Source organism: Tahibacter harae, from assembly GCF_024437735.1.
GTDB classification, from domain to species: domain Bacteria; phylum Pseudomonadota; class Gammaproteobacteria; order Xanthomonadales; family Rhodanobacteraceae; genus Tahibacter; species Tahibacter harae.
In genome coordinates, this window is the sequence record NZ_JANFQO010000010.1 from 163,028 (window position 1) to 183,785 (window position 20,758).

The 20,758-nt window shown below is 69.0% G+C and carries 15 protein-coding genes; 9 read left to right on the forward strand and 6 right to left on the reverse strand.

The window, feature by feature from the left end; translation table 11 throughout:
- Positions 1-7 precede the first annotated feature (7 nt).
- The 6 genes from NM961_RS12675 to NM961_RS12700 are packed head-to-tail and all read left to right on the forward strand — an operon-like array spanning position 8 to position 6,235.
- Positions 8-2,122 (forward strand): Mpo1-like protein, encoded by a 2,115-nt coding sequence (locus NM961_RS12675; RefSeq protein WP_255914755.1) that lies wholly within the window; start codon positions 8-10, stop codon positions 2,120-2,122.
- Complete coding sequence (locus tag NM961_RS12680) at positions 2,122-2,721, forward strand: phosphatase PAP2 family protein (RefSeq protein WP_255914756.1); 600 nt, start codon at positions 2,122-2,124, stop codon at positions 2,719-2,721. The genes NM961_RS12675 and NM961_RS12680 overlap by 1 nt, the downstream gene beginning before the upstream one ends.
- Positions 2,714-3,481: a hypothetical protein gene (locus NM961_RS12685; RefSeq protein WP_255914757.1), complete on the forward strand. Its 768-nt coding sequence runs from the start codon at positions 2,714-2,716 to the stop codon at positions 3,479-3,481. Before NM961_RS12680 ends, NM961_RS12685 begins: the two co-directional genes overlap by 8 nt.
- Positions 3,478-4,524, forward strand: a complete 1,047-nt coding sequence (locus NM961_RS12690; RefSeq protein WP_255914758.1) for an aromatic ring-hydroxylating dioxygenase subunit alpha — start codon at positions 3,478-3,480, stop codon at positions 4,522-4,524. Before NM961_RS12685 ends, NM961_RS12690 begins: the two co-directional genes overlap by 4 nt.
- Positions 4,521-5,354: an SDR family NAD(P)-dependent oxidoreductase gene (locus NM961_RS12695; RefSeq protein ID WP_255914759.1), complete on the forward strand. Its 834-nt coding sequence runs from the start codon at positions 4,521-4,523 to the stop codon at positions 5,352-5,354. The genes NM961_RS12690 and NM961_RS12695 overlap by 4 nt, the downstream gene beginning before the upstream one ends.
- Complete coding sequence (locus NM961_RS12700) at positions 5,351-6,235, forward strand: hypothetical protein (RefSeq protein ID WP_255914760.1); 885 nt, start codon at positions 5,351-5,353, stop codon at positions 6,233-6,235. The genes NM961_RS12695 and NM961_RS12700 overlap by 4 nt, the downstream gene beginning before the upstream one ends.
- A gap of 143 nt (positions 6,236-6,378) precedes the next feature.
- Here NM961_RS12700 and NM961_RS12705 read toward each other — a convergent pair whose 3' ends face one another.
- The 6 genes from NM961_RS12705 to NM961_RS12730 form a co-directional block, all read right to left on the reverse strand.
- Positions 6,379-6,777, reverse strand: coding sequence for a hypothetical protein (locus NM961_RS12705; protein WP_255914761.1), 399 nt, complete (start codon positions 6,775-6,777; stop codon positions 6,379-6,381).
- An 84-nt stretch (positions 6,778-6,861) separates the two neighbouring features.
- A complete protein-coding gene (locus NM961_RS12710; protein ID WP_255914762.1) occupies positions 6,862-7,359 on the reverse strand; it encodes an immunity protein RhsI2 family protein in 498 nt (165 codons plus the stop codon).
- Positions 7,360-7,596: 237 nt separating this feature from the next.
- Positions 7,597-9,591: an amidohydrolase family protein gene (locus NM961_RS12715; protein WP_255914763.1), complete on the reverse strand. Its 1,995-nt coding sequence runs from the start codon at positions 9,589-9,591 to the stop codon at positions 7,597-7,599.
- 54 nt (positions 9,592-9,645) lie between these two features.
- On the reverse strand, positions 9,646-12,096 hold the full coding sequence (locus NM961_RS12720) for a hypothetical protein (protein WP_255914764.1): 2,451 nt from the start codon (positions 12,094-12,096) through the stop codon (positions 9,646-9,648).
- A 112-nt stretch (positions 12,097-12,208) separates the two neighbouring features.
- Positions 12,209-15,031: a serine/threonine-protein kinase gene (locus NM961_RS12725; RefSeq protein ID WP_255914765.1), complete on the reverse strand. Its 2,823-nt coding sequence runs from the start codon at positions 15,029-15,031 to the stop codon at positions 12,209-12,211.
- 5 nt (positions 15,032-15,036) lie between these two features.
- Complete coding sequence (locus NM961_RS12730) at positions 15,037-15,612, reverse strand: ECF-type sigma factor (protein ID WP_255914766.1); 576 nt, start codon at positions 15,610-15,612, stop codon at positions 15,037-15,039.
- Positions 15,613-15,895: 283 nt separating this feature from the next.
- On the opposite strand from NM961_RS12730, the gene NM961_RS12735 reads away from it, so the two are divergent.
- The 3 genes from NM961_RS12735 (at position 15,896) to NM961_RS12745 (ending at position 20,751) form a co-directional block, all read left to right on the forward strand.
- Positions 15,896-17,890, forward strand: coding sequence for an esterase/lipase family protein (locus tag NM961_RS12735; RefSeq protein ID WP_255914767.1), 1,995 nt, complete (start codon positions 15,896-15,898; stop codon positions 17,888-17,890).
- 188 nt (positions 17,891-18,078) lie between these two features.
- On the forward strand, positions 18,079-18,537 hold the full coding sequence (locus NM961_RS12740; protein WP_255914768.1) for a (2Fe-2S)-binding protein: 459 nt from the start codon (positions 18,079-18,081) through the stop codon (positions 18,535-18,537).
- A gap of 69 nt (positions 18,538-18,606) precedes the next feature.
- Positions 18,607-20,751 (forward strand): xanthine dehydrogenase family protein molybdopterin-binding subunit, encoded by a 2,145-nt coding sequence (locus NM961_RS12745; protein ID WP_255914769.1) that lies wholly within the window; start codon positions 18,607-18,609, stop codon positions 20,749-20,751.
- Positions 20,752-20,758 lie beyond the last annotated feature (7 nt).

A 20,758-nucleotide genomic window follows, 5' to 3' on the forward strand; every position in this document is an offset into this window, starting at 1 on the left:
AAACACCGTGTTCGACCTGCTGCTGCGCGGCGGCCTGCTGTTGGACGGCAGCGGCGCGCCGCCACGCCGCTGCGACGTGGCTGTGCGCGACGGCCGCATCGCCGCGCTCGCACCGGAGATAAGCGCACCGGCGCGGGAAGTGCGCGACGCGCAGGATCTGTGGATCACGCCGGGCCTGGTCGATATCCACACGCATTACGACGTCGAGGTCGAGATCGCGCCCGGCCTGGCCGAATCCGTGCGCCATGGCGTCACCGCGGTGGTGCTGGGCAATTGCAGCCTGTCGCTGACCGCCGGCCGCGCCGCGGATCTGGCCGATATCTTCCTGCGCGTGGAAAGCCTGCCCGCGCCGCTGGTGCGGCGCTGGCTGGCGCAGGCCCTGTCCTGGGATTCGCCGGCGGCCTATATCGAACACCTGCGCAGCCTGGCGCTGGGGCCGCACGTGGCCGCGCTGGCCGGCCACAGCGCGCTGCGCGTGGCGGTGATGGGGCTGGAGCGCGCCCTGGGCGCACGCGCCAGTGCGGCGGAGCTGGAAGCCATGCGCCAGCTCGCCCATGCCGCGCTGGACGCCGGCTGCTGCGGCATTTCCGTCGACATGGTGCACTGGCACAAGGTCGCCGGCGTGTACGCCGGGCGCAGCGTGCCTTCGCACTACGCCGACCTGCGCGAATACCGCATGCTGGCCGAGGTCTGCCGCAGCCGCGACGCGGTGTTCCAGGTCACGCCGAACCCGCAGCGGCCGGCGAGCTTCCTGCATATTCTCGGCATGGGCCTGGCCGTGTTCCGCCCGCCGCTGCGCCTGACCGTGCTCTCGGCCATGGACATGAGCGACTACCCGGCGCTGTGGCGCGTGTTTCCGCTCGCCGCCTGGCTGGTCAACCGCCTGGGCGGCGGCAATCTGCGCTTCCAGACCCTGGGCGAGCCCTTCGCCATCCACGCCGACGGCCCGCTCACGCCGCTGTTCGAGGAATTCCCCGCCGGGGTGGAACTCAACAGCTGCGCCGATGCCGCGGCGCGGCGCGCGCTGTGGGCCGATGCCGCGTTCCGCACGCGCTTCCGCCGCGACTGGCTGCGCCGGGAACGGCGCACCTTCCACCGCGATCCGGCGCGCATGACGGTGCTGGCCTCGCCCGATCCGGCGCAGGTCGGCCACAGCATCGCCGCCATCGCCAAGGCCGAGGGCAGCGACCCTACCGACCTGCTGATGCGGTTGCTGCAGCAGCACGACGAAGCCCTGCGCTGGGTTGCCTGCGGCGCCAACGAACGCCCGGCGATAGTCGAACGCCTGCTCGCGCACAGGCACATCCTGCCCGGCTTCAGCGACGCCGGCGCGCATTCGCGCAATATCGCCTTCTTCGACAATTCGCTGAACCTGATCCGGCGCGCCGTAAGCACGGGCTTCATGACGCCGGAACGCGCGGTCGCCCGGGTCAGCGGCGAGGCGGCGCGCTGGTTCGGCATCGATGCGGGACTGATCCGCGTCGGCGCCCGCGCCGATCTGCTGCTGCTGCGGCCCGAGGCACTGAAACACGCCACTCAACTGGTGGAGATAGCCGACCCGCTGCTGGACGGTGCGCGCCGCTGCGTGCGCCGCGGCGGCGAGGCCGCGCTGGCCGCGGTCTTCGTCAGCGGCCGCGAAGTCGTGCGCGACGGCGCGCCGCTGCCGGTGCTGGGCACGCAGCGCTGCGGCAGCGTGCTCACCCCGGCCGCGCCGCTGCGCGACCGCGCCGCCGTGCAGGCGCGCCACCGCAACCGCCTGGACGACGATACTTACGACCATCCGTTCCAGGACTACTGGGACATTTTTGTCTACAAACACCAGGCGCAGGGCAATATCGCCCTGCACTGCCTGGGCGTGCTGCTGATGCACGGTGCGGCGCTGGCCGCCGTGCTCAGCCTGAATCCCTGGTTCCTGCTCGGCATACCGCTGTCGCAGCTCACCGGCCTGGCCGGCCACCTGATCTATGAACGCTCCCATGTGGATATCCGCGACCTGGTGTTTTCCTGGCGCGCCTCGCGCAGCCTCAACCGCCTGTTCTTCAGCGTGCTGCGCGGCCGCTACGGCGCCGAGGTACGGCGCGTGCGCGAACGCTATGCCCAATACCGGCAAAGCGCGGCCTGATGCGCGTACCGGCGCTGACCCGCGCGCGCCTGCTGCCGGCGATGGCGCTGGGCTATGCGGCGTTCTGCCTGCTGTACCTCGGCAGCCATGCCCTGCGCCTGGGCGCGCCGCTGGAATTGCAGCGCAGCGGCCTGGACGCGGCCCTGCCGCTGCTGCCGGCGACCATCTGGATCTATCTGTCGCAGTTCGTGCTGCTGCCGCTGAGCCTGTGCCTGGTGCGCGATACCGCCACGCGCAGCCGCCTGTTCTACGCCTGCCTGCTCGCAACCCTGGCCGCCGCGGCGGTATTCCTGTGCTGGCCCACCCGCCTGCTGCGGCCGGAAATCGCGGCCGACGGCCTCACCGGCCTTGCCTGGCGGCTGCTGTTCGCCAGCGACGTGGACGGCAACTGCTTTCCCTCGCTGCATGTGGCCCTGGCCGGCCTCTGCGGCATCGCGCTGTGGCGGCATGGCTGGCGTACGCTGGCACTGCTGTGGCCGGCCGCGATTGCGCTGGCCACGCTGACCACCTGGCAGCATGTGGGCGCCGATGTGATCGGCGGCGCGCTGCTCGCCGTGCTGGCCTGGTGGGCCGAATCGCGGCTGCTGCGCCATGACTGAAACTGCGCCGCTGCACAGCCAACTGCTGCCGGCCGAAGCGCTGGACAGCGCCGCGCGCGCCGAACTGTTCGCGCTCTACCGGCGCCATTTCGACGCCGCCGACGCCGGCCGTTTCGCCGCCGACCTGGCGGAGAAACAGCAAGTGCTGACCATCCGCGACGCGGGCGGCCGCCTGCACGGTTTTTCCACCCTGGCGCAGTACACGCGGATCTTCGACGGCCTGCCGCTGCGCGTGCTGTTCTCCGGCGACACGGTGATGGACGAAGCCAGCTGGGGCCAGCAGGCGCTGGCCTTCGCCTGGATACGCCTGGCCGGGCAGATCCAGGCACAGAGCGACGATCCGCTGTACTGGCTGCTGATCTCCAAGGGCCATCGCACCTACCGCTATCTGCCTGCCTTCAGCCTGGACTACGACCCGTCGCCGCAGCGCCCCACCGCGCCGGAACGCCGCCGGCTGATGGACTTCCTCGCCCGCGACCGCTTCGGCGAGGCCTACGACGCCGCCCGCGGCGTGGTCAGCTATCCCGAATCGCACGGCCATCTGCGCGCCGACCTGGCCGAGGTGCCGGCCATCCACGCCCATCTGCCCGAAGTGGCGTTCTTTCTCGAACGCAATCCCGGCTACCGCCGCGGCGAGGAACTGGTCTGCCTCTGCCCCATTACCGCCGATACGCTGCGCCCGCTGGCGCGGCGCGCCTTTCTCGCCGCCCGGCGCGAAGCACGCGCCGCCGCCGCAGATCTGCGGGTGGCGCAGTCATGAACGAAGCGCAGTTCAACCATCCCGAAGCGGTCACCCGCGGCTGGTACTGGCTGTGCCGGTCGGACGAGATCCGCCGCGGCCGCGTCAAGGCGCTGCGTCTGCTCGGCCGCGATCTCGCCGTCTACCGCGGCGAGGACGGCCGCGTGCACGCGCTGGACGCCTACTGCGCCCACATGGGTGCGCACCTGGCCGAAGGCCGCGTCGAGGGCAATTCACTACGCTGCTTTTTCCACCATTGGCGCTATACCGCGGAAGGCCGCTGCGACGACATTCCCTGCCTGGCCGCGACACCGCCGCCCGGCGCGCGCGTGCGGCGCTGGCCGGTGGCGGAAAAGCACGGCCTGGTCTGGCTGTGGACCGGCGCCGAGGCCGCCCATGAAGTCCCCGAAGCGCCCGAGCTGGCCGGCCAGGACTGCCGCATGCTGCTGGTCAGCCGCTTCCGCAAGAACTGCCATCCCAACGTGGTGCTGATCAACGCCATCGACGAACAGCACTTCCGCAGCGTGCACCGCCTGCCCGGCGAAATCCTCAGCATGCAGCCGCTGCCGCGCGACCAGGCCAATATCGAATTCCACAATACCGGCAAACTGCCGCGCAGCCACTGGCTGGGACGGCTGCTCGGCCGCTTCTACAAGGATGCGCTGACCTACCGCCTGAGCTACTGGTACGGCAGCTGCGGCTTCGTCACCCTGGGGCCGGATTTCCTGCATTGCCATATCCTGTTCGCGCTGCGCCGCGGCGACGACGGCGAGACCGAGGGCCAGACCATTGCCCTCACGCGCCGGCGCAAGGGGCTGTCCGGCTGGATCGCCGACAAACTCATACTCTGGACCACGGCCGCCATCGGCTGGTATTTCGCCAACGGCGACACGCGCGTATTCCAGACCATCCGTTTCAACCTGCGCACGCCCATAGGAGCCGACCGCGCCGTGCTTGCCTTCATCCGCCACTACGAACAACAGCCGCTGGCCGAATGGAACGACGAAGCCGACGACGCCCGGCCGCGGCGCCATATGCGCGGCGTCAGCGGCAAATCCGCATGAAGCGCCGGGTGCTGGTCACCGGCTGTTCCTCCGGCATAGGACTGGAACTGGCGCAGCGTTTCCTGGCCCAGGGCTGGCAGGTCATCGCCGCGTTGCGCGATGCGACCCACGCACCGGCCGGGCTGGCCGGTTGCGCCATAGTCACCCTGGACCTGACCGATCCCGCCCAGATCGCCGCAGCCGCAGCCGATATCGAAGAACTGGACTGCCTGGTCAACAATGCCGGCTACGCCCTGGTCGGCAACTTTTCCGGCTACAGCGAAACGCAGATGCGGCGCCAGCTGGACACCAACCTGCTCGGCCCCGTGCTGCTGACCCAGGCCCTGCTGCCGGCCCTGCGCCGGCGCCGCGGCCGCATCATCGTGCTCTCGTCCATGGCCGGCGAGACCGGCCTGCCGCTGAACTCGCTGTATTGCGCCAGCAAATTCGCCCTGGAAGGCTGGGCCGAAGCACTGCGCCACGAGCTGGCGCTGCAAGGTATACAAATTTCACTCGTCGAGCCGGGCGGCCACCGCACCCGCTTTGCCGCCAACCTCGACTGGGCCGCCGACAGCGGCCTGGATGCCGTCGAACAACAGCAACTGGCCGCGTACAAGGGCATGCTCGCCCACCGCCTGAGCCAGCCCGCGCCAGGGCCGCAGGCCGTCGCCGCCGCCGTGCTGGAACTGGCGACAGCGGGGCACATGCCGCTGCGCACCCGGGTCGGCACCGACGTGCGCGCCATCCACTGGCTCAAGCGCCTGCTGCCGGAACGCTGGGCCCAGGCCCTGCTCGCGCGGCGGCTGCGGCAGTTGCTTGACGCGCACGCGCCGGAGCAGAAGAAGCCGTGAGCGAACGCGAAGCCGACATCCAGCGCACCGCCGCCCGCCTGCTGCGCCGCCGCGCGGCCGCCGGTACGCCGCAGACGGATGCGCCGCTGTGGCCGGCCGAGCACTTCGGCCTGCATCGGCTGCGCGTCTACAGCGACGCAAGAACCGAACAACAACGCGGGATCCTCAATCACTGCGCCCAGGGCCTGCTGCGCGAATCCTGGTTCGTCGAACGCGGCGGCATGGAATTCTGCGCGCGCATGGTATTGGCGGCCGACTCCGCCGGCGAACGCCAGCTCTACAGCCTGATCGGCGCCGACGAAGCCGCCCACTACGCCTGGCTGCAACCCTGGCTGCCCGCCGGCAGCGGCGCCATGGATACCTTCAACCGCTTTCTGGCCGACTGCGTCGCCCAGTCCACGCCGCAGCCGCTGGCGTATCTGATGCAGGTGGTGCTCGAAGGCTTCGGCATCGTGCACTACGACGGCCTTGCCGCGAACTGCAACGATCCCGCACTGGCCGATACCCTGCGCCGCATGGCCGAGGACGAAGCACTGCATCATGCCGCCGGCCTGGCGGCCTTCCGCGCTGAACGGCTGGGACGCGCCGAGCGCGAATTCCTGCTGGATGCGTCGTATGCGTTTCTGCAGATGATGCGCAGCGGTCCGCAGGCCGTCGTTGCAGCACTGGACCAGGGACTTGAAGGACTGGATATCACGGCCGCGCAGGCGCTGTTTGCGATGCTGGACGACGGGGCGACTACGGCAGCCAAATTGCAGCGCCTGCGGCGGCTCATGGATCAGCCGGGAATGGGCTGGCTGCTGGAAAACCTGGAAGCCCGCGGTGCGTTCAACCCCTGTGATGCGGATGAAATGGCGGCGGTCTACCGGGCGTCGCGCTGAGACCGCAACCGGCGGCGCACGGCATGCCACCCGCTTGCCGCCGCGCACTTTGCGTATCCGAGGCGTGAATGTGTGCTGCCCGCAAGAACGCAGGGACATGGTGGAACGAACCATCCGGCTTCGCGCGACAGACCAGCATGCGATCAAGGGCTGTAGCTGTGAACGACAACGTCGGAGCAGTCCTTGTGCAGGCCGCGCTCCAGAAACTTCACCCAATCGGAAACAATGCGCAGGAACAGGCCGGTTTGAATGGTCTCGCCGCTGTCCGGTTCTGATGTAATGAAATGGATCGAGGTCCACTCGCGTTCAATACAGGCGGCAAAAACTTCGGTAGTGAAATCTTCGGAAACGGACTCTCCCCGCAGGACGTTTCCGCACAGGACGATGCACTGCCCCAGCCAGGGGATGTGACGATCCAGCCCAAGACCACCGTCATCGGCCAGGATGCCGAGAAGAAGATGCCCGGCGTACTGGTCTTCGAGACGTTCGCAGACGGGGTAGAAACGTCCATTGTGCTCGTGCCAGGAAAATCTAAGCTCCAAAGGACTGCCCCGGAGAATTCTGACGCCCGGACCATGCCGCCGGACGAATCGGCCTGGCCTGAATGATGGGCCGGCAAGCAGGGATCATGCTGAAACCGCCATCTCAAGCAGGGTCCTGGCGTAGTTGACGCCGCCGTCCGCAGCCGGCCGGGATTTCAATTCCAGCAACGCAAACCAGCAGGAGCCCCTGGCTCCAGCACGGAACGGCTCGCGATCCTGCTTGTTGCCGGCATGGATGCTTTCCAGACATACGCTGCCGTCGTCCTGCTCAAGATGAAAAGCGTTGACGCTGTCGCCCCAGCGGGAGTCCTGCCCGGCGTGCGCCCGATCACGGATGGTTCCGGTCACGTGGACCGTGCGGATAAGCCTTGAGTGGATGCGCTCCCACCATTCATCCGAACCGAACAAGCCATGTACCGGTTTCAGGCCTGCGTGGGGCTTGTCGTTGTCCAGGCTGGGAGCCTGGACGATCTGGACCTGCTCCGGGTCGTCCCTGAGTTCATCGGCCCGCCGATAGACGACCTTCAATGCCGGATCCTTGCGGTCGAGTGCGCGATGCAGGTTGCGGTCGTCAGCTTCCATTCGGTTCCTGTCCATAGACCGATCTGCCGCGCAGTCTGGCCCCGAAGACGCCGGCTGTCGGAGTCCTGCACGAATCGACGGCATTGGCTGGTGGTGCGGCCTGACCTGTCCGCGGAAGGTGCGGTCTTTCAACGTGGCGGAGACAGGCCGCTACGATGCTCTCACCCGTACCTCAGGCAGGCAAGCGCGGACAGGCAGCTCAGTCGCCGCTTCCGACTCTCGCACCCGCCTCAGAACCTAATCCCGCCGCGCCGCAATCCCCAGCGCCGCCTCGATCCGCGCCGGCTCGTACAGCGTGCCGCCCTTCATCACCAGCCGGACGCGGCGGATATCCTCGATGCGCTGCGTGGGATCGCCGTCGACCAGGATCAGGTCCGCCTGCTTGCCCGCCGCAATCACGCCGCGCTGGTTGTCGACCCCCATGACCTGCGCCGAAGTCAACGTAGCCATGCGCAGCACTTCCGCCGCCGGGATGCCGGCGCGGGCGTAGAGTTCAAGTTCGTGATGCAGCAGATAGCCGGCCAGTCCGTCGGTGCCGGGTACGATGGTGACGCCGGCGTCGTATGCCGCCTTGAGCAGGCGGTACATGGCCGGCAGTGCTTCGCGATAGGCCGCTGCTTCGCCCTTGGGTATTGCATAGGCAGCACTGCGCAGGCTGCGGCGCACCGCCGGCGGGAAACGCGGCACCACGTCTTCCAGTCCGGGAATCGGCTTCTTCGGATCGCCGGACAGACGCATCTCGAACAAGCCCAGGGTCGGATCGAGCACCGTGTGATGCTTTTTCAGGAAGGCAATGAATTCGCGCACGCGCGGCTGATCCGGCGAGAAGTCGCGTACCCGCGCAGCCACCTTGCCGAAGCGTTCGCTGTGCTGGTTGGTGGCCTTGACCTCGGGCCACAGCAGGGCGAGCACGAAATAATTGAAATGCTGGATCTCGTCGGCACCCGCTTCGACAAACTGTTCCGCCGACATGTAGGCAGGCACATGACCGGACACCCGCAGGCCACGCGCATGCGCCCGGTCGGCGATCAACGGCACCAGCGCCGGCTTGATCGACATATAGATCTTGACCTGCTGATAGCCGTGGTCGGCCAGCCAGTCGACGGCTTGTATCGCCTCTTCCGGGGTATCCACATGCAGCTTGGTCGGCCCGGAATATTGGCCGCGGCCATCGATCATGCCGGCGCGCACGACGCGCGGGCCGATCTCGCTGCCGGCGTCGAAGCGCGCCAGGCGCGCAAGGAAAGCATCGGTGTCGTTGGCGAGGTCCCGGGCGCTGGTCACGCCGCAGGCAATATCGAGCAGGCCGTCGACGCCGGTGATGTGCTGATGGTTGTCCCACAGGCCGGGCATCAGGAAGCGGCCCTGGGCGTCGATCACTTCGGCACCGGGCGCGAAGACCTGTGCATCGGGCCCTGCGCGCACGATGCGTTCGCCGCGCACCAGTACGCTGCTGCCGGCGGTCACGCTGAGATCGCGCGCATCGAACAGGCGCGCATTGCGTATTACCAGGTCGCCGGCCGGCCGGCGCGCCAGTTCGCGGGCCAGCCGGGCGTTCCACGCGCTTTCGGCGCTGTCCTGTGCGGCGATGAGTCGGGACACGGCCGCCTCGTTGCCCTTGGGCACGGTCGAAGCCCATAGCGAGGCCTGCCAGGTATCGCCGTTGGGCGCCAGCCACACCGGCCAGGCGCTGAAGCCGATGCCGTTGATGCGATAGTGCCGCAGCGTGATCTGCGCCGCGCCTTCCCCGAGGCTGAGTTCACCCGCCTCCTCGATGCTGGCCTTTCCGTCCGGCAGCAGGTCGAGGCGGCGGCCGGGTGCTTTCAGCAATGCGCGCGCCAGTACGCCGAAGTATTCCGGCGGCGGATTGGCGGGCAGGAAGAAGGCGGCGGTATCGTTGCTCTGGCCGGACTCGGTCAGCGATTTCCAGCGCGCCTTGCCGCCTTCGACCCAGTAGCGCTCGTCCACCGGCGCCTTCATGTAGTCGTTGCCGCTGCCGTGGTAGCTCAGCGGGACGCCGTTGGCGGCCAGCACCCAGACGGCGCTGATGCGGTCGCCGTGATCGCGGTCGTCGTAGGCATATTCGGCCTGCACGCGGCCGTCGTCGCGTACGGTCACCGTCTGCGCCCCGACAATATTGTCCAGCATGAGGTAGGTGTCATTGCGCACGCGCGGTGCGGCGACGGCGGACACGGCGTACAGCAGCACAGCCAGGGCAAAGGACGTGCGCATGGTGCTCTCCAGGCGGTCGCGCGGGGACGACGAACGCAGCAGCAAACGGCGCCGCTACTGGAACCCGTCGGCAAAGATCGCATCCCCGCCGACACGGAACGTGCGCACCTCGCCAGGATACAGGTCGAAGCGCAGCTGCGCCGAGGCCAGCGCGGTGCCCGCGAGCAGATCCTGCACGGGGCCGCTGCCGCCCAGTTGCACGGACACGGCGGTTTTCGTGCTCATGGCAGTATTGATCACGGCGTAGTAGTTGCCTTGCGCCGTGACGATCTCGCGCACGACCACCGCACTGTCGCTGGCCGCGCCCGCGCGGGTGGTTGCCGCCAGGGCCGGCAGCGACAGCAGGGCGCGGTTGAAGCGCCGCACATAGGCGGGCTCGCCGCGGGAAAAGCTGGACGATTCCAGATAACCGATATTCACCGGGTTGCCATTGGCCAGCGCGCGCGCCTCGGCCAGGGTGACGTAGGGGCCGGCGCGGTCCACCGCGACGGCGGTGTAGCCGACGCGGCCCTGGAAAGGCTCGGTCGCACTGACGCTGTAGTGCGTGGTGCAGGCGGCGTCCTCGAACGCGGCGCCATTGTCCTCGTTGAGCGGATAGAAATGGGTCAGGGTCTGGCCGGCGTCGTTGCTGAACTCATTGAACAATTGCACATCGCCAACCGTATACAGGCCGCTGCCGAACGGCAGGGTCATGCTGACGCCGTTGGTGGCGGCGTAGCGCTGCGGGTCCGGCGGCGGCGCGGCATGGGTTTCCTCGGGACGTTCGCTGCCGCTGGCGGGGATGGCGAAGGTCTTGAACACGCCATTGGCATGCTGGCGCTGGGCCAGGGCCTGGGCCGGCGTATAGCCGCCCCATTGCCAGCGGTACCAGTTGGCCACGTCGGGATCGGGGTTGCCGGACAGCGTCGCGGCATAGCTGTTCCACCAGGCCACGTCGTCAGTGACCAGGTTGGTGAGATTGGCCTCGGCCGGTGTCGTGTAGGCCGGCGGCGGCGGTTCCCCGGGATAGGCGGTGAAATGCACCTGGGCCTGGGGATTGGCCAGCCCGGTGCGCAGATAGTCGCGCAGCGCCACCAGCAGCGCGCGGCGGCGGGCGTACCACCAGTCGTAGTAGCTGGCACGCGAAGCTTCGTCACTGCGCAGCTGGGCCAGGGTGCGCGGCTGCGCCGGCACCTCGGCGTTGTAGCGCGCCAGCGTTGCGGGCGCGAAGCTGATCGGCAGCTTGGTCTGGCGCGTGCGCAGCCAGATGCCGGCGAAATCGGCCACATGGCGATGGGCCAGCACCGTACGGTCGATAAGGTGTTGCAGGTCCGTCAGCGTGTCCGGGTCGGTCACATCGGCGGAATAGCCCTCGGTCCACCACACACAGGTGTAGTAGCTCAGGTTGCCGCAGGTCGCATAGGTGCCGTCCCAGAGTTTTTTTGTACGCCGCTGCACCCCCAGCGAGCGGTAGCCGCAGCCCGCCCCGCTGCAGCCGCCTATGCTGCCGCCGTATTCGAAATACGGCAGCAGCGGCAGGCCGGCGGCGCCGGCACGCGCGACGATCTGGCTCCAGATATCCACCAGCGGCGGCTGCGCATTCCATAGCCACTGCGCATCGCCGCCGTCGAAGCCCTGGTTGTGGCCCCACTCCATCAGATCCTTGCCGACGGTGTTGAAGCCGTAGAACTTTGCCAGGCGGATCTTGGCCTCGAACCAGTCGATGGGCTGGGCGAAGGCGCGCTGGACGGCGTTGTTGGACTGTACGGCCTCGTCGGCCATTTCCTCGCGCCAGAACAGGTGCCGCCGCGGCAACGGCGCCGGCGGATAGGCGATGGACGCGGACAGTGCGGCGGGATTGGCCACGGCGTAGAGGCGGATCTTGCCGATGGCCACGCCGTTGCCGGCCGGATCGTCCCACTGCTTGTTCTGGAAAATCATCACATCGAAGCCGTCGGCCGGCAGCAGGTTGCGGTTGGCGCAGGCGGCGTTGCGCTCGGCCTTCAGTGTGCTTGTGCGCTCGTGCAGGTAGAACAGGCTGCGGAACGCCGTCCACTGCTGCGACTGGGGATAATCCAGCGATTCCAGGGTCGAGCGTGTGAACTGCCGGCGCGCATCGCCGACCGATCTGCCGGTGGCGAAGCCGCGCACGAAGTCGGCGCCGCGATTGGCCACGAAGATCGTGCGCGGCACATCGTCGGGATATTCCACTTCCAGCACGTAGGCGCCGCCGGCGACCAGACCGCGGCCGGCGCCGATGCGGTAGGCCAGGGCCTTGGCATCCGGCGACATGGACATCACGCGCGCGCTGCGCCCCAGCCGCGCTGCCACACTGCTGGCGCCGGCGGGGCTCTGGAAGCTGGGCGCGACCGCGGCCGTGTCGATTTCCTCGACCAGGGTCAGCGCACCGAAGGGCTGGGTTTCCAGCGGCAGCGGCGCATCGACCAGGTTGCCGGCCGATACTGCGGCCGCGGCAAGCAGGGTGAGCAGGCAACCGGCCAGGCAAGGCAGCAGATGGCGGGGCATGGCGCAGATCCGCAACGGGCGGGAAATCAGGCTAGCACGGGCCGATGACGGGAAAATTTGATCAAAGGCGTATTTTTGCAGCCGTCCCGGGAGCTGGCTCGGCGGGCAGCCGTCAGCCCTTCGCGCCGGCCGGCACCGCGCGGCGGGCCGCCGCCGGCGGCGCCGTACCCGCGGCCCGTGGATTTTTCCTTTCTTGAATTTTTGCCAAATTCTTCAGTTCATCCAGACGCTGCGCCCGCGCACTTCCCGGCGCGATGCTGTCCCCGCCCTTTTCCGCTATTTCGCGCGCCAGCGCCGCCGCGGCCTGGGTCTCGCCGCGGCCTGCCAGCAACGCGGCGCGGTCCAGGCGCAGCAGCCACAGGTCCGGATGCTGCGCGCCCAGGCTTTCGGCGTAGCGGGCCTCGGCCTGCAGCAACAGCGCCTCGGCAGCGGCCGCATCGCCGCGGGCCTGCAGGAGCCGGGCGCGCTCGGCGTCGATCAGGCCCTGGCGCCAGGCCGCCTTGCCGCAGGCCTGGGGATCGATGGCATCGAGCAGCGTCTGCGCCTGCTCCAGCCTGCGCTGCTGGCGCCACAGCGCCGCCATTTCCAGCTGCGATTGCAGCAGGCGGCAGGGATGCGTCGCCGGATCGGCGCTGCGCTGGCGCAGGCTTTGTTCGAGCAGCGCCTGGGCCTGGAGCAGATCGCCGCGCTGGCGCCGGATGCGGCCGGCCTGGGCGTCGAGATCGACGGTCTCGCGGCTGGCCTCGGGCAGCAGCCGCGCGCGGATCGCAGCGACCTGATCCAGTACGGCCAGGGCCTGGTCGTAGTCGCCCAGCCCTTCGTAGACCCGCGCCAGCAATTGCAGCGGCGGCGTGCTGGAGAGCGTGCCCACGCCGTCCAGTTGCTCCTGGATCCGCAGGCAGCGCTGCAGCAGCGGCACCGCCTGCAGGCGCTGGCCGGCATCGTTGAGCAGGTTGGCATAGGTATACAGGCCGTAGCCGCCCTGGTAGCTGATCTCGCCGTAGAAGCGCAGGCGTTTTTCGCTGAGTTCGCGCGCCAGCGGCAGCGCCTCGTCATAACCCTGGGTGGTGCTCAGGCCCAGCACCAGGATTTCCAGCGCATCGGCGTACAGCGGATGATCCCGGCCCAGGCGCTGTTCGATGATCTGCCGCGCCCGGCGGGCGTGGGTGACGGCGCCGGTGGCGATGGGATCGAGATAGCCATGGAAGCGGCCCAGGTCCAGATGCACGCGCGCGGTTTCCACGCTGTCCGCGCCGCTGATCCGGACGGAAAGCGCCAGCGCGCGCGCAAGCAGGGTGCGGGCTTCCTCGCGCTGCTGCTGGTAAAGCAGGATGGTGCCCAGCAGGCGCAGGCTGTCGACCAGCTGCGGCGAATCCGCCGCCAGGCGCTCGCGGATCTGCAGCGCCTCGCGCGCGATGGGCTCGGCCTGGGGAAAATCTTCCCTGTCGTAGCTGGTATAGGCGCGCTGGTGCAGCAGCGCGGCCAGCCGGAGCGGGCGCTGGTTGCCCCGCTCCAGCGCGATGGCTTCATCGAACAGGCGCAGGGCCTGTTCGCGCTTGCCTATGGTCTGGTAGACGCCGCCGAGTATGCCGCTGATCTCGGCTAGCACCAGCGGCTGGTCGCGCAGGCGCGCCGCAAGGCCGTCGCGGCCCGCATCCAGCAATTCCGAGACGGGCAGGTCGCGCCGGCCGGAGATCTCCGGATCGGCGCCCTGGAATACCGAGATCATGTAGTCCTTGACCGCCAGCGCCGCGCGCTCGGCGGCGAGCGCGTTGTCGCGCTCCACGCGCATGCGCCAGGAAAAAGCCATTATCACGGCCAGGAACAGCGCACCGGCGGCGAGCCAGGGCCAATGCCGCAAAGTCCATTTCTGCGCAAGGTACAGCGGCGTGGCCGCACGGGCGGCGACGGCCTGGCCGCGCCGCCAGCGGCCCAGGTCCGCGGCGAAGGCGGCGACGCTGGCATAGCGCGCGGCCGGATCGGGCCGGGTCGCACGTATCAGGATGGCGCCCAGGTCGCGCGGCAGCGCATGCGTCTGCAGCGTTTCTGCGTCGTTGTCGCTAGCGCAGTCGGCCGCCGCCGCACGGGCGCCGAGCAGCTCGGCCAGCACCAGTCCCAGGCTGTAGATATCCGTCGCCGTGCCGCTGCGCAGCCCGGCCTTCTGTTCCGGGCTGGCATAGCGCGGCGTATAAGCCGGCGCACTCTCGCGCAGCGCCGGCAGGGCCTCGCCGGCACCGGCCGCCGCTTCGCCAAGCAGGCTGGACACGCCGAAATCCAGCAGCACCGGCCGCCCGGCCGGCGTCACCAGAATGTTCGACGGCTTGAGGTCGCAGTGCACGACCAGCTGCTGGTGGGCGAAGGACACCGCCGCGCAGACCGCGTCGAACAGGTTCAGCAGCGCCGCAGTCGCCAGGCGCTGCTGCGCGCAGTAGCGGTCTATGGCCACGCCGTCCACATATTCCATCACGAGGTAGGGCTGCCCCTGCGGCGTACTGCCGCCGTCGAGCAGCCGGGCGATGTTCGGATGCGACAGCGAAGCCAGGATCTGCCGCTCGCGCGCCAGATAATCCAGCGCCGCGCGGCTGCCCAGGCCGGACAACAGCTTGACGGCGGCGGTCTGGACGAAATGACCGTCGCTGCGCCGCGCCCGGAATACCCGGCCCATGCCGCCGCGGCCTATCTCTTCCTCCAGCGTCCACGCGCCCAGCACCGTGCCGTGCAGCGGCTGCCCGGCGGCGACCTGCCGCAGCGCCGTCAGCACCGGCGCGGCGACGCGATCGGTCGCCGGACTGCCCGCGCGCAGCAGCTTGAGCACTTCCGCGATGATGGCGGCATCGTCGCCGGCGGCGTGCAGCCGCGGCAGGTAATCGTGCTCCGGCAGGTCGCAGAGCTGGCCGAACAGCGCCTTGACGCGGGCGAACTGGGCCGGCGTCATACGGGCTACAGCGCCGTGCCCAGCTGCGTGTTCAGCCAGGTCTTGGCGAAGCGCAGCTCGCGGTCGACGATCTGCACCGAGACCTTCAGCACCTCGGCGATCTCATGCCGGCTCAATCCGGCGAAACAGGTCAGGTGCAGGACGGCGCTGCTGCGCGCGTCCAGGATTTCCAGCCGGGCCAGCGCATCTTCCAGTGCCAGCAGCTCGGCGATGCCGGATTCGTCGCCCGCCTCCACGCCGCCGAGGCTCAGGTGCAGCTGCGCGCCGCCGCGCTTGTCGGCCAGCCTGGCGCGCGCGTGGTCGACCAGTACAGCGCGCATATACAAGGACATGGACGCGAAGAAATGCGCGCGGTTGTGCCAGTCCACCGGAGCATCCAGCACGCGCAGGGCGGCTTCGTGCATCAGCTCCGTCGGCGCCAGGGTGGAACGCCCGTCCACCTGGCGCAGGCGGCCGGCGGCGATGCGGCGCAGCTCCGCGTAGGCCTGCTCGAAGACCTGGTTCAGCGAGGCGCCGTCGCCCTGCCGCCACGACTGCAACAACGCGGTAAGCGGTGCATTTTGCGCAATAGGTGCCTGCATCGTCGCAGCTGTTGGACGGCGGAGCGGCCGATCATACCGTTCCGCCGCGCGGCCGCGGCAACATTCCCCCGCGCCGTTCCGCACCGTGGCGCCGACCCGGCGCAGATGCCGCAAGTTTGATTTTTCCCGCCTGATAAAACGCCCGCCGGACTGCGTTAGACCTGCCAGGTGCCGCCCGCCTGCGCGCGCGGCGCCGTTCCGCCGGTGCCGGCGGAAGCAGGCGGCATTCCCGCCCGCTGCCGGCGCGGCGCCGTCCACCGATCAATTCCCTGGGGAGAATCCCGTGAACGACACCAGTGCCAGCAGCGCTTCCGTAGTCACCGAAACCCATGCGCCCTCGCCGCGCGAACAGCTGCTGCAGCAGGTATTGCAGCACGCCGACGCGCGCACCGTGCCCAGCGGCATCCTGCACCGCGTTGCGCCGGCGCGCTCGCTGCTGCTGCGCGCGGACGGCGGCGAGGACGCCCCCGTACTGGGCCAGGAGGAATGGGAGCAGGCCCTGGCCGAACTCGACCAGGGCCGCCTGACAGCGGCACCGACGCTGCGTGGCCTGTTGCAGACCCTGGCCGCGGACTACCACCAGCGCGGCGAAGTGCCGGTATGCATCGCCGCGCTGGATTACCAGACTGTGCGCGGCCGCGTCTGGAGCACGATCGAGCGCCTGCAGCAGTCCGGCGCCGCGGTCGCATTGCCGTTCGACGCGCCGGAACAGCTGTTTGAATCGCGCCGCGCCTTCCTCGCCTCGGCCCTGCTGCCGCAGGAGTACAGCGCCTTCGTCGCCCAGCCGCCGGTGCACTACGGCCAGGACGTGAAATTCGTATTCCCGGCCCAGGGCCTGCTCGGCCACGCCTGCTTCCACGAAGCGCTGCAGGTGGATTTCGGCGATGGCCAGGGCTGGCGCAACGTGGCCTACGATCAGCCGGTGACGGTGCGCTATCCGCAGACCGGCAGCTGGACCGTCAGCCTGCAGCTCAGCGGCAGCGCCGGCCTGCGCCGCGCGGCATTCCAGATCAATCTGGTCGAGGATCCGCTGCTGTCGCTGGAATGCCTGCCCTTCATCCGCGAGGAACGCGCGCCGGTCACGGCCACCCTGCGCCGCCCCGGCATTCCAGTAGTCCGCGCCCAGGCCTTCGTCTTCCGCGACCGCAACAAGCCGCGCATTACCCGACCGCTGCTGATGGTGGAAGGCTTCCCGGGCAACTATCCCTGGCCCACGCTCACCCGCTACGCGGCCCAGTCGGGCTTCCTGTGCAAGCTGTTCAACCGCGGCCACGACATCGTGCTGGTGCGCTTCCCGGACGGGCCGCAGCGGCTGGAAGCCAATGCCTACGCGCTGATCGCGCTGATCGAATCCATCATCGCCGAGCGCGAAGGCAATCAGCCGCTGATCGTCGGCGGCTTCAGCATGGGCGGCCTGATCGCACGCTACGCCCTGGCCTTCATGGAACACGAACGCCGCGCCGACCCGACCCGGCCGCACCACCAGACCAGCCGTTTCTTCACGGTGGATACGCCGCATGAAGGCGCCAACCTCGCCGTCGCGGTACAGGCGCTGGCGCAGGGCCTGCGCGGCGAGGAGAAGGAAGCCAAGCAGATGGCCACGCCCGCCGCGCAGCAGCTGCTGCTGACCTGGATCAACCCACTGCCGTGGAGCAACGGCCAGCGCTTCGGCCCCAGCCCGCTGCGCCTGGAATTCCTGCGCGAGCTGGAGCGCGTGGGCTCCATGCCGCGCGAACTGCAGGACACCATCGCCATCGCCAACGGCGCCGGCAATGGCCTGCGCCAGTCCGCCCCGGGTGCGCTGGCGATGAAATACGCCTGCACGCTGTGGTACTACGCCGACTGCTACACCCAGCCGCTGAATGCCGCCGGCACCACCGTGGTGCAGTTCCGCAATGGCGGCGACACCTACCGTTTCATTTCCGCCGACGGCGGCCGCGGCGTGGACTCGGCGCCGGGCGGCGTGCCCGAGGATGCCATCTACCGGCGCGTGTTCGACGCCGTGCCGCGCGGCGTGGTGAAGAACCTGCACATAGAGAACGCCTGCTTCATCCCGACCACCAGCGCCCTGGCCATCAGCGGCAGCAATTACTTCCAGGCACCGGACCTGAGCCAGAGCAAATTCGGCTCGGTCACCTACAGCCACGAAGGCAACCTGCCCCACGTCAAGCTGACGCCGACGCTGGCGGATTTCCTGGTGCACTTCATCACCCGGCCGCTGGGTGCCGATGCGGGCGCCGCCTCGCCGGCCGAAGCCGTGGCCGAACAAACGGCCTGAGCCTTGCGAACGCAGTCCGCGGTGCTCGTGCCGCGGACTGCGCCAGCCCCCGTCGCGCACAGGCCGGAACAGCTCCCCGTTGACGCCATGCCCCGCAGCTACCAAGCTAGCCCGGCAGACCGGCCCGCCCTACCCGTCCGGCACTGCCGCACTACCGAGCCACCCTGAAGGCAGCATCGGGAGTTTCCATGGTCAGCTTGAACCTCAACGGCAAGACCGCGCAGTTCGACGTCCCTGACGACATGCCCCTGCTCTGGGTCATCCGCGACGTCGCCCATCTCACCGGCACCAAGTTCGGCTGCGGCATGGCCCAGTGCGGCGCCTGCACGGTGCATGTGGACGGATCGCCGCTGCGCGCCTGCATCACGCCGGTGGCCGCGGTCGCCGGCAAGGCCATCACCACCATCGAAGGGCTGTCGCCCGACGCCTCGCATCCGGTGCAGCGCGCCTGGGCGGAGCTGGACGTGGTGCAGTGCGGCTACTGCCAGTCCGGCCAGATCATGTCGGCAGTGGCCCTGCTCAAGGCCAAGCCCGATCCCACCGATGCCGATATCGATGCCGCCCTCAGCGGCAATATCTGCCGCTGCGGCACCTACCAGCGCATACGCGCGGCGGTGCACCGCGCGGCCGAGCTGGCCAAGACCTGATACCGCCACCGCAACCGGCGTGCCGGCCGCGGCCGGCCTGCTGGCGAACTGCTGCAGCGCGAGGTGCGCATGAACGCCCGATTCGATTCGTCGCGACGCGATTTTCTCAAACAAGGCGCGCTCACCGGCGGCGCGCTGGTGGTCGCCTTCTTCGTGCCCGGCGCCCACCGCCTGGCCCAGGCCACCGAAGCCCCGGCCGAGTTCGCTCCCAACGCCTTCCTGCGCATCAGCGCGGATGAAAGCATCCGTGTGCTGCTGGCGCATTCGGAAATGGGCCAGGGCATCTGGACCGCCCTGCCCATGCTGATCGCCGAGGAACTGGACGCGGACTGGAGCAAGATCCAGGTCGAACATGCGCCGGCCGCACCGGCCTATTTCGCCAATGGCATGCCCATGCAGTTCACCGGCGGCTCCATGAGCACCTGGACCGAATTCGAGCGCTACCGCCAGGCCGGCGCCATGGCGCGGGCGCTGCTGATCCAGGCCGCGGCACAGCGCTTCAAGCGCAAGCCGGCCGACTGCCGCACCGAGAACGGCTACGTGATCGTCGGCGAGGAACGCGCCAGCTACGGCACGCTGGCGCCGGCGGCGGCGAAGCTCGCGCCGCCGAAAACGGTGGCGCTGAAGGAGCCGAAAGACTGGAAGCTGATCGGCCAGCCGACCAAGCGCCTGGATTCGCCCGAGAAGATCAACGGCAGCGCGCGCTTTGGCATGGATGTGCAGTTCGACGGCCTGCTTACCGCCGTGGTAGCGCGCGGTCCGGTATTCGGCGCCACCGTGCGCGCCTTCGATGCGACGGCGACCAGGCAGGTGCCCGGCGTGCGCGACGTGGTGCAGGTGCCCAGCGGCGTGGCCGTGATCGCCGATCATTTCTGGGCGGCCAAGCGCGGCCGCGATGCACTGCGGGTGGACTGGGACCTGGGTGCCGGCGCCGCGCTCGACAGCGATGCCGTGCGCACGGATTTCCTGGCCAAGGCGGCGACCGAAGGCCTGGTCGCGACCCAGGCCGGCGACGCGGCGGCGACGTTGAGCGGTGCCGCCAAGCGCATCGAGGCCGAATACAGCGTGCCCTTCCTCGCCCATGCGCCGATGGAGCCGCTGAACTGCACGGTGAAGATAGACGCGGACCTGTGCGAAGTCTGGACCGGCACCCAGTTCCAGACCATGGACCAGGCCGCGGCGGCGCGCATCACCGGGCTCAAGCCCGAGCAGGTGCAGATCCACACCCTGTTCCTCGGCGGCGGCTTCGGCCGGCGCGCCACGCCGACCAGCGATTTCGTGGTCGAAGCCGTGCACGTGGCCAAGGCCGCGGGCAAGCCGGTCAAGACGGTGTGGACGCGCGAGGACGATATCCGCGGCGGCTATTACCGGCCGGCTTTTGTGCACAAGGCGGAAATCGCCATCGGCGACGACGGTAAGCCCGCAGCCTGGCGCCAGCGCATCGTCGGCCAGTCCATCCTGGGCAATTCGCCGTTCAAAATGATGATAAAGAACGGCATCGACGCGACCTCGGTCGAAGGCGTGGCCGATTCGCCCTACATCAAGGACCTGGCCAACCACCGCGTCGAGCTGCATTCGCCCGAGCTGCCCGTGCCGGTGCTGTGGCTGCGCTCGGTGGGGCATACGCATACCGCCTTCGTGATGGAAAGCCTGATCGACGAGCTGGCCCATGCCGCCGGCAAGGATCCGCTGGACTACCGCCGCGACCTGCTGCAGCAACATGCGCGCCATCTGGGGGTGCTCAATCTGGCCGCGGAAAAGGCCGGCTGGGGCACGCCGCCGGAAAAAGGCCGCGCGCGCGGCCTCGCCGTACACGAATCCTTCGGCAGCTATGCCGCGCAGGTGGCCGAAGTCTCGCTGCAGGGCGGCGAGATCCGCGTACACCGCGTGGTCTGCGCGGTGGACTGCGGCATCGCGGTGAACCCGGCCGGCATCACGGCGCAGATGGAGTCGGGCATCGTGTTCGGCCTCAGCGCCGCACTGTTCGGCAACCTGACCCTGCGCAAGGGCGAGGTGCAGCAATCCAACTATCACGACTACCGCGTGCTGCGCATGAACCAGACGCCGCAGATCGAGGTGCATATCGTGCCCAGCACGGCCAAGCCCGGCGGCATCGGCGAAGTCGGCGTGCCGCCGCTGGCCGCGGCCGTGGCCAATGCCCTGTTCGCCCTGACCGGCAAGCGCCAGCGCAACCTGCCGCTGAGCGCCGCCTAGGAGGCCG

Excerpts from the sequence above, each read along its gene's own strand:
- NM961_RS12710 (WP_255914762.1), bottom strand. The coding sequence starts at position 7,359 with ATGGAAGCTGACGACCGCAACCTGCATCGCGCACTCGACCGCAAGGAT.
- NM961_RS12745 (WP_255914769.1), top strand. The coding sequence starts at position 18,607 with ATGAACGCCCGATTCGATTCGTCGCGACGCGATTTTCTCAAACAAGGC.
- NM961_RS12725 (WP_255914765.1), bottom strand. The coding sequence starts at position 15,031 with ATGACGCCGGCCCAGTTCGCCCGCGTCAAGGCGCTGTTCGGCCAGCTC.
- NM961_RS12690 (WP_255914758.1), top strand. The coding sequence starts at position 3,478 with ATGAACGAAGCGCAGTTCAACCATCCCGAAGCGGTCACCCGCGGCTGG.
- NM961_RS12695 (WP_255914759.1), top strand. The coding sequence starts at position 4,521 with ATGAAGCGCCGGGTGCTGGTCACCGGCTGTTCCTCCGGCATAGGACTG.
- NM961_RS12715 (WP_255914763.1), bottom strand. The coding sequence starts at position 9,591 with ATGCGCACGTCCTTTGCCCTGGCTGTGCTGCTGTACGCCGTGTCCGCC.
- NM961_RS12730 (WP_255914766.1), bottom strand. The coding sequence starts at position 15,612 with ATGCAGGCACCTATTGCGCAAAATGCACCGCTTACCGCGTTGTTGCAG.
- NM961_RS12680 (WP_255914756.1), top strand. The coding sequence starts at position 2,122 with ATGCGCGTACCGGCGCTGACCCGCGCGCGCCTGCTGCCGGCGATGGCG.
- NM961_RS12685 (WP_255914757.1), top strand. The coding sequence starts at position 2,714 with ATGACTGAAACTGCGCCGCTGCACAGCCAACTGCTGCCGGCCGAAGCG.
- NM961_RS12740 (WP_255914768.1), top strand. The coding sequence starts at position 18,079 with ATGGTCAGCTTGAACCTCAACGGCAAGACCGCGCAGTTCGACGTCCCT.
- NM961_RS12720 (WP_255914764.1), bottom strand. The coding sequence starts at position 12,096 with ATGCCCCGCCATCTGCTGCCTTGCCTGGCCGGTTGCCTGCTCACCCTG.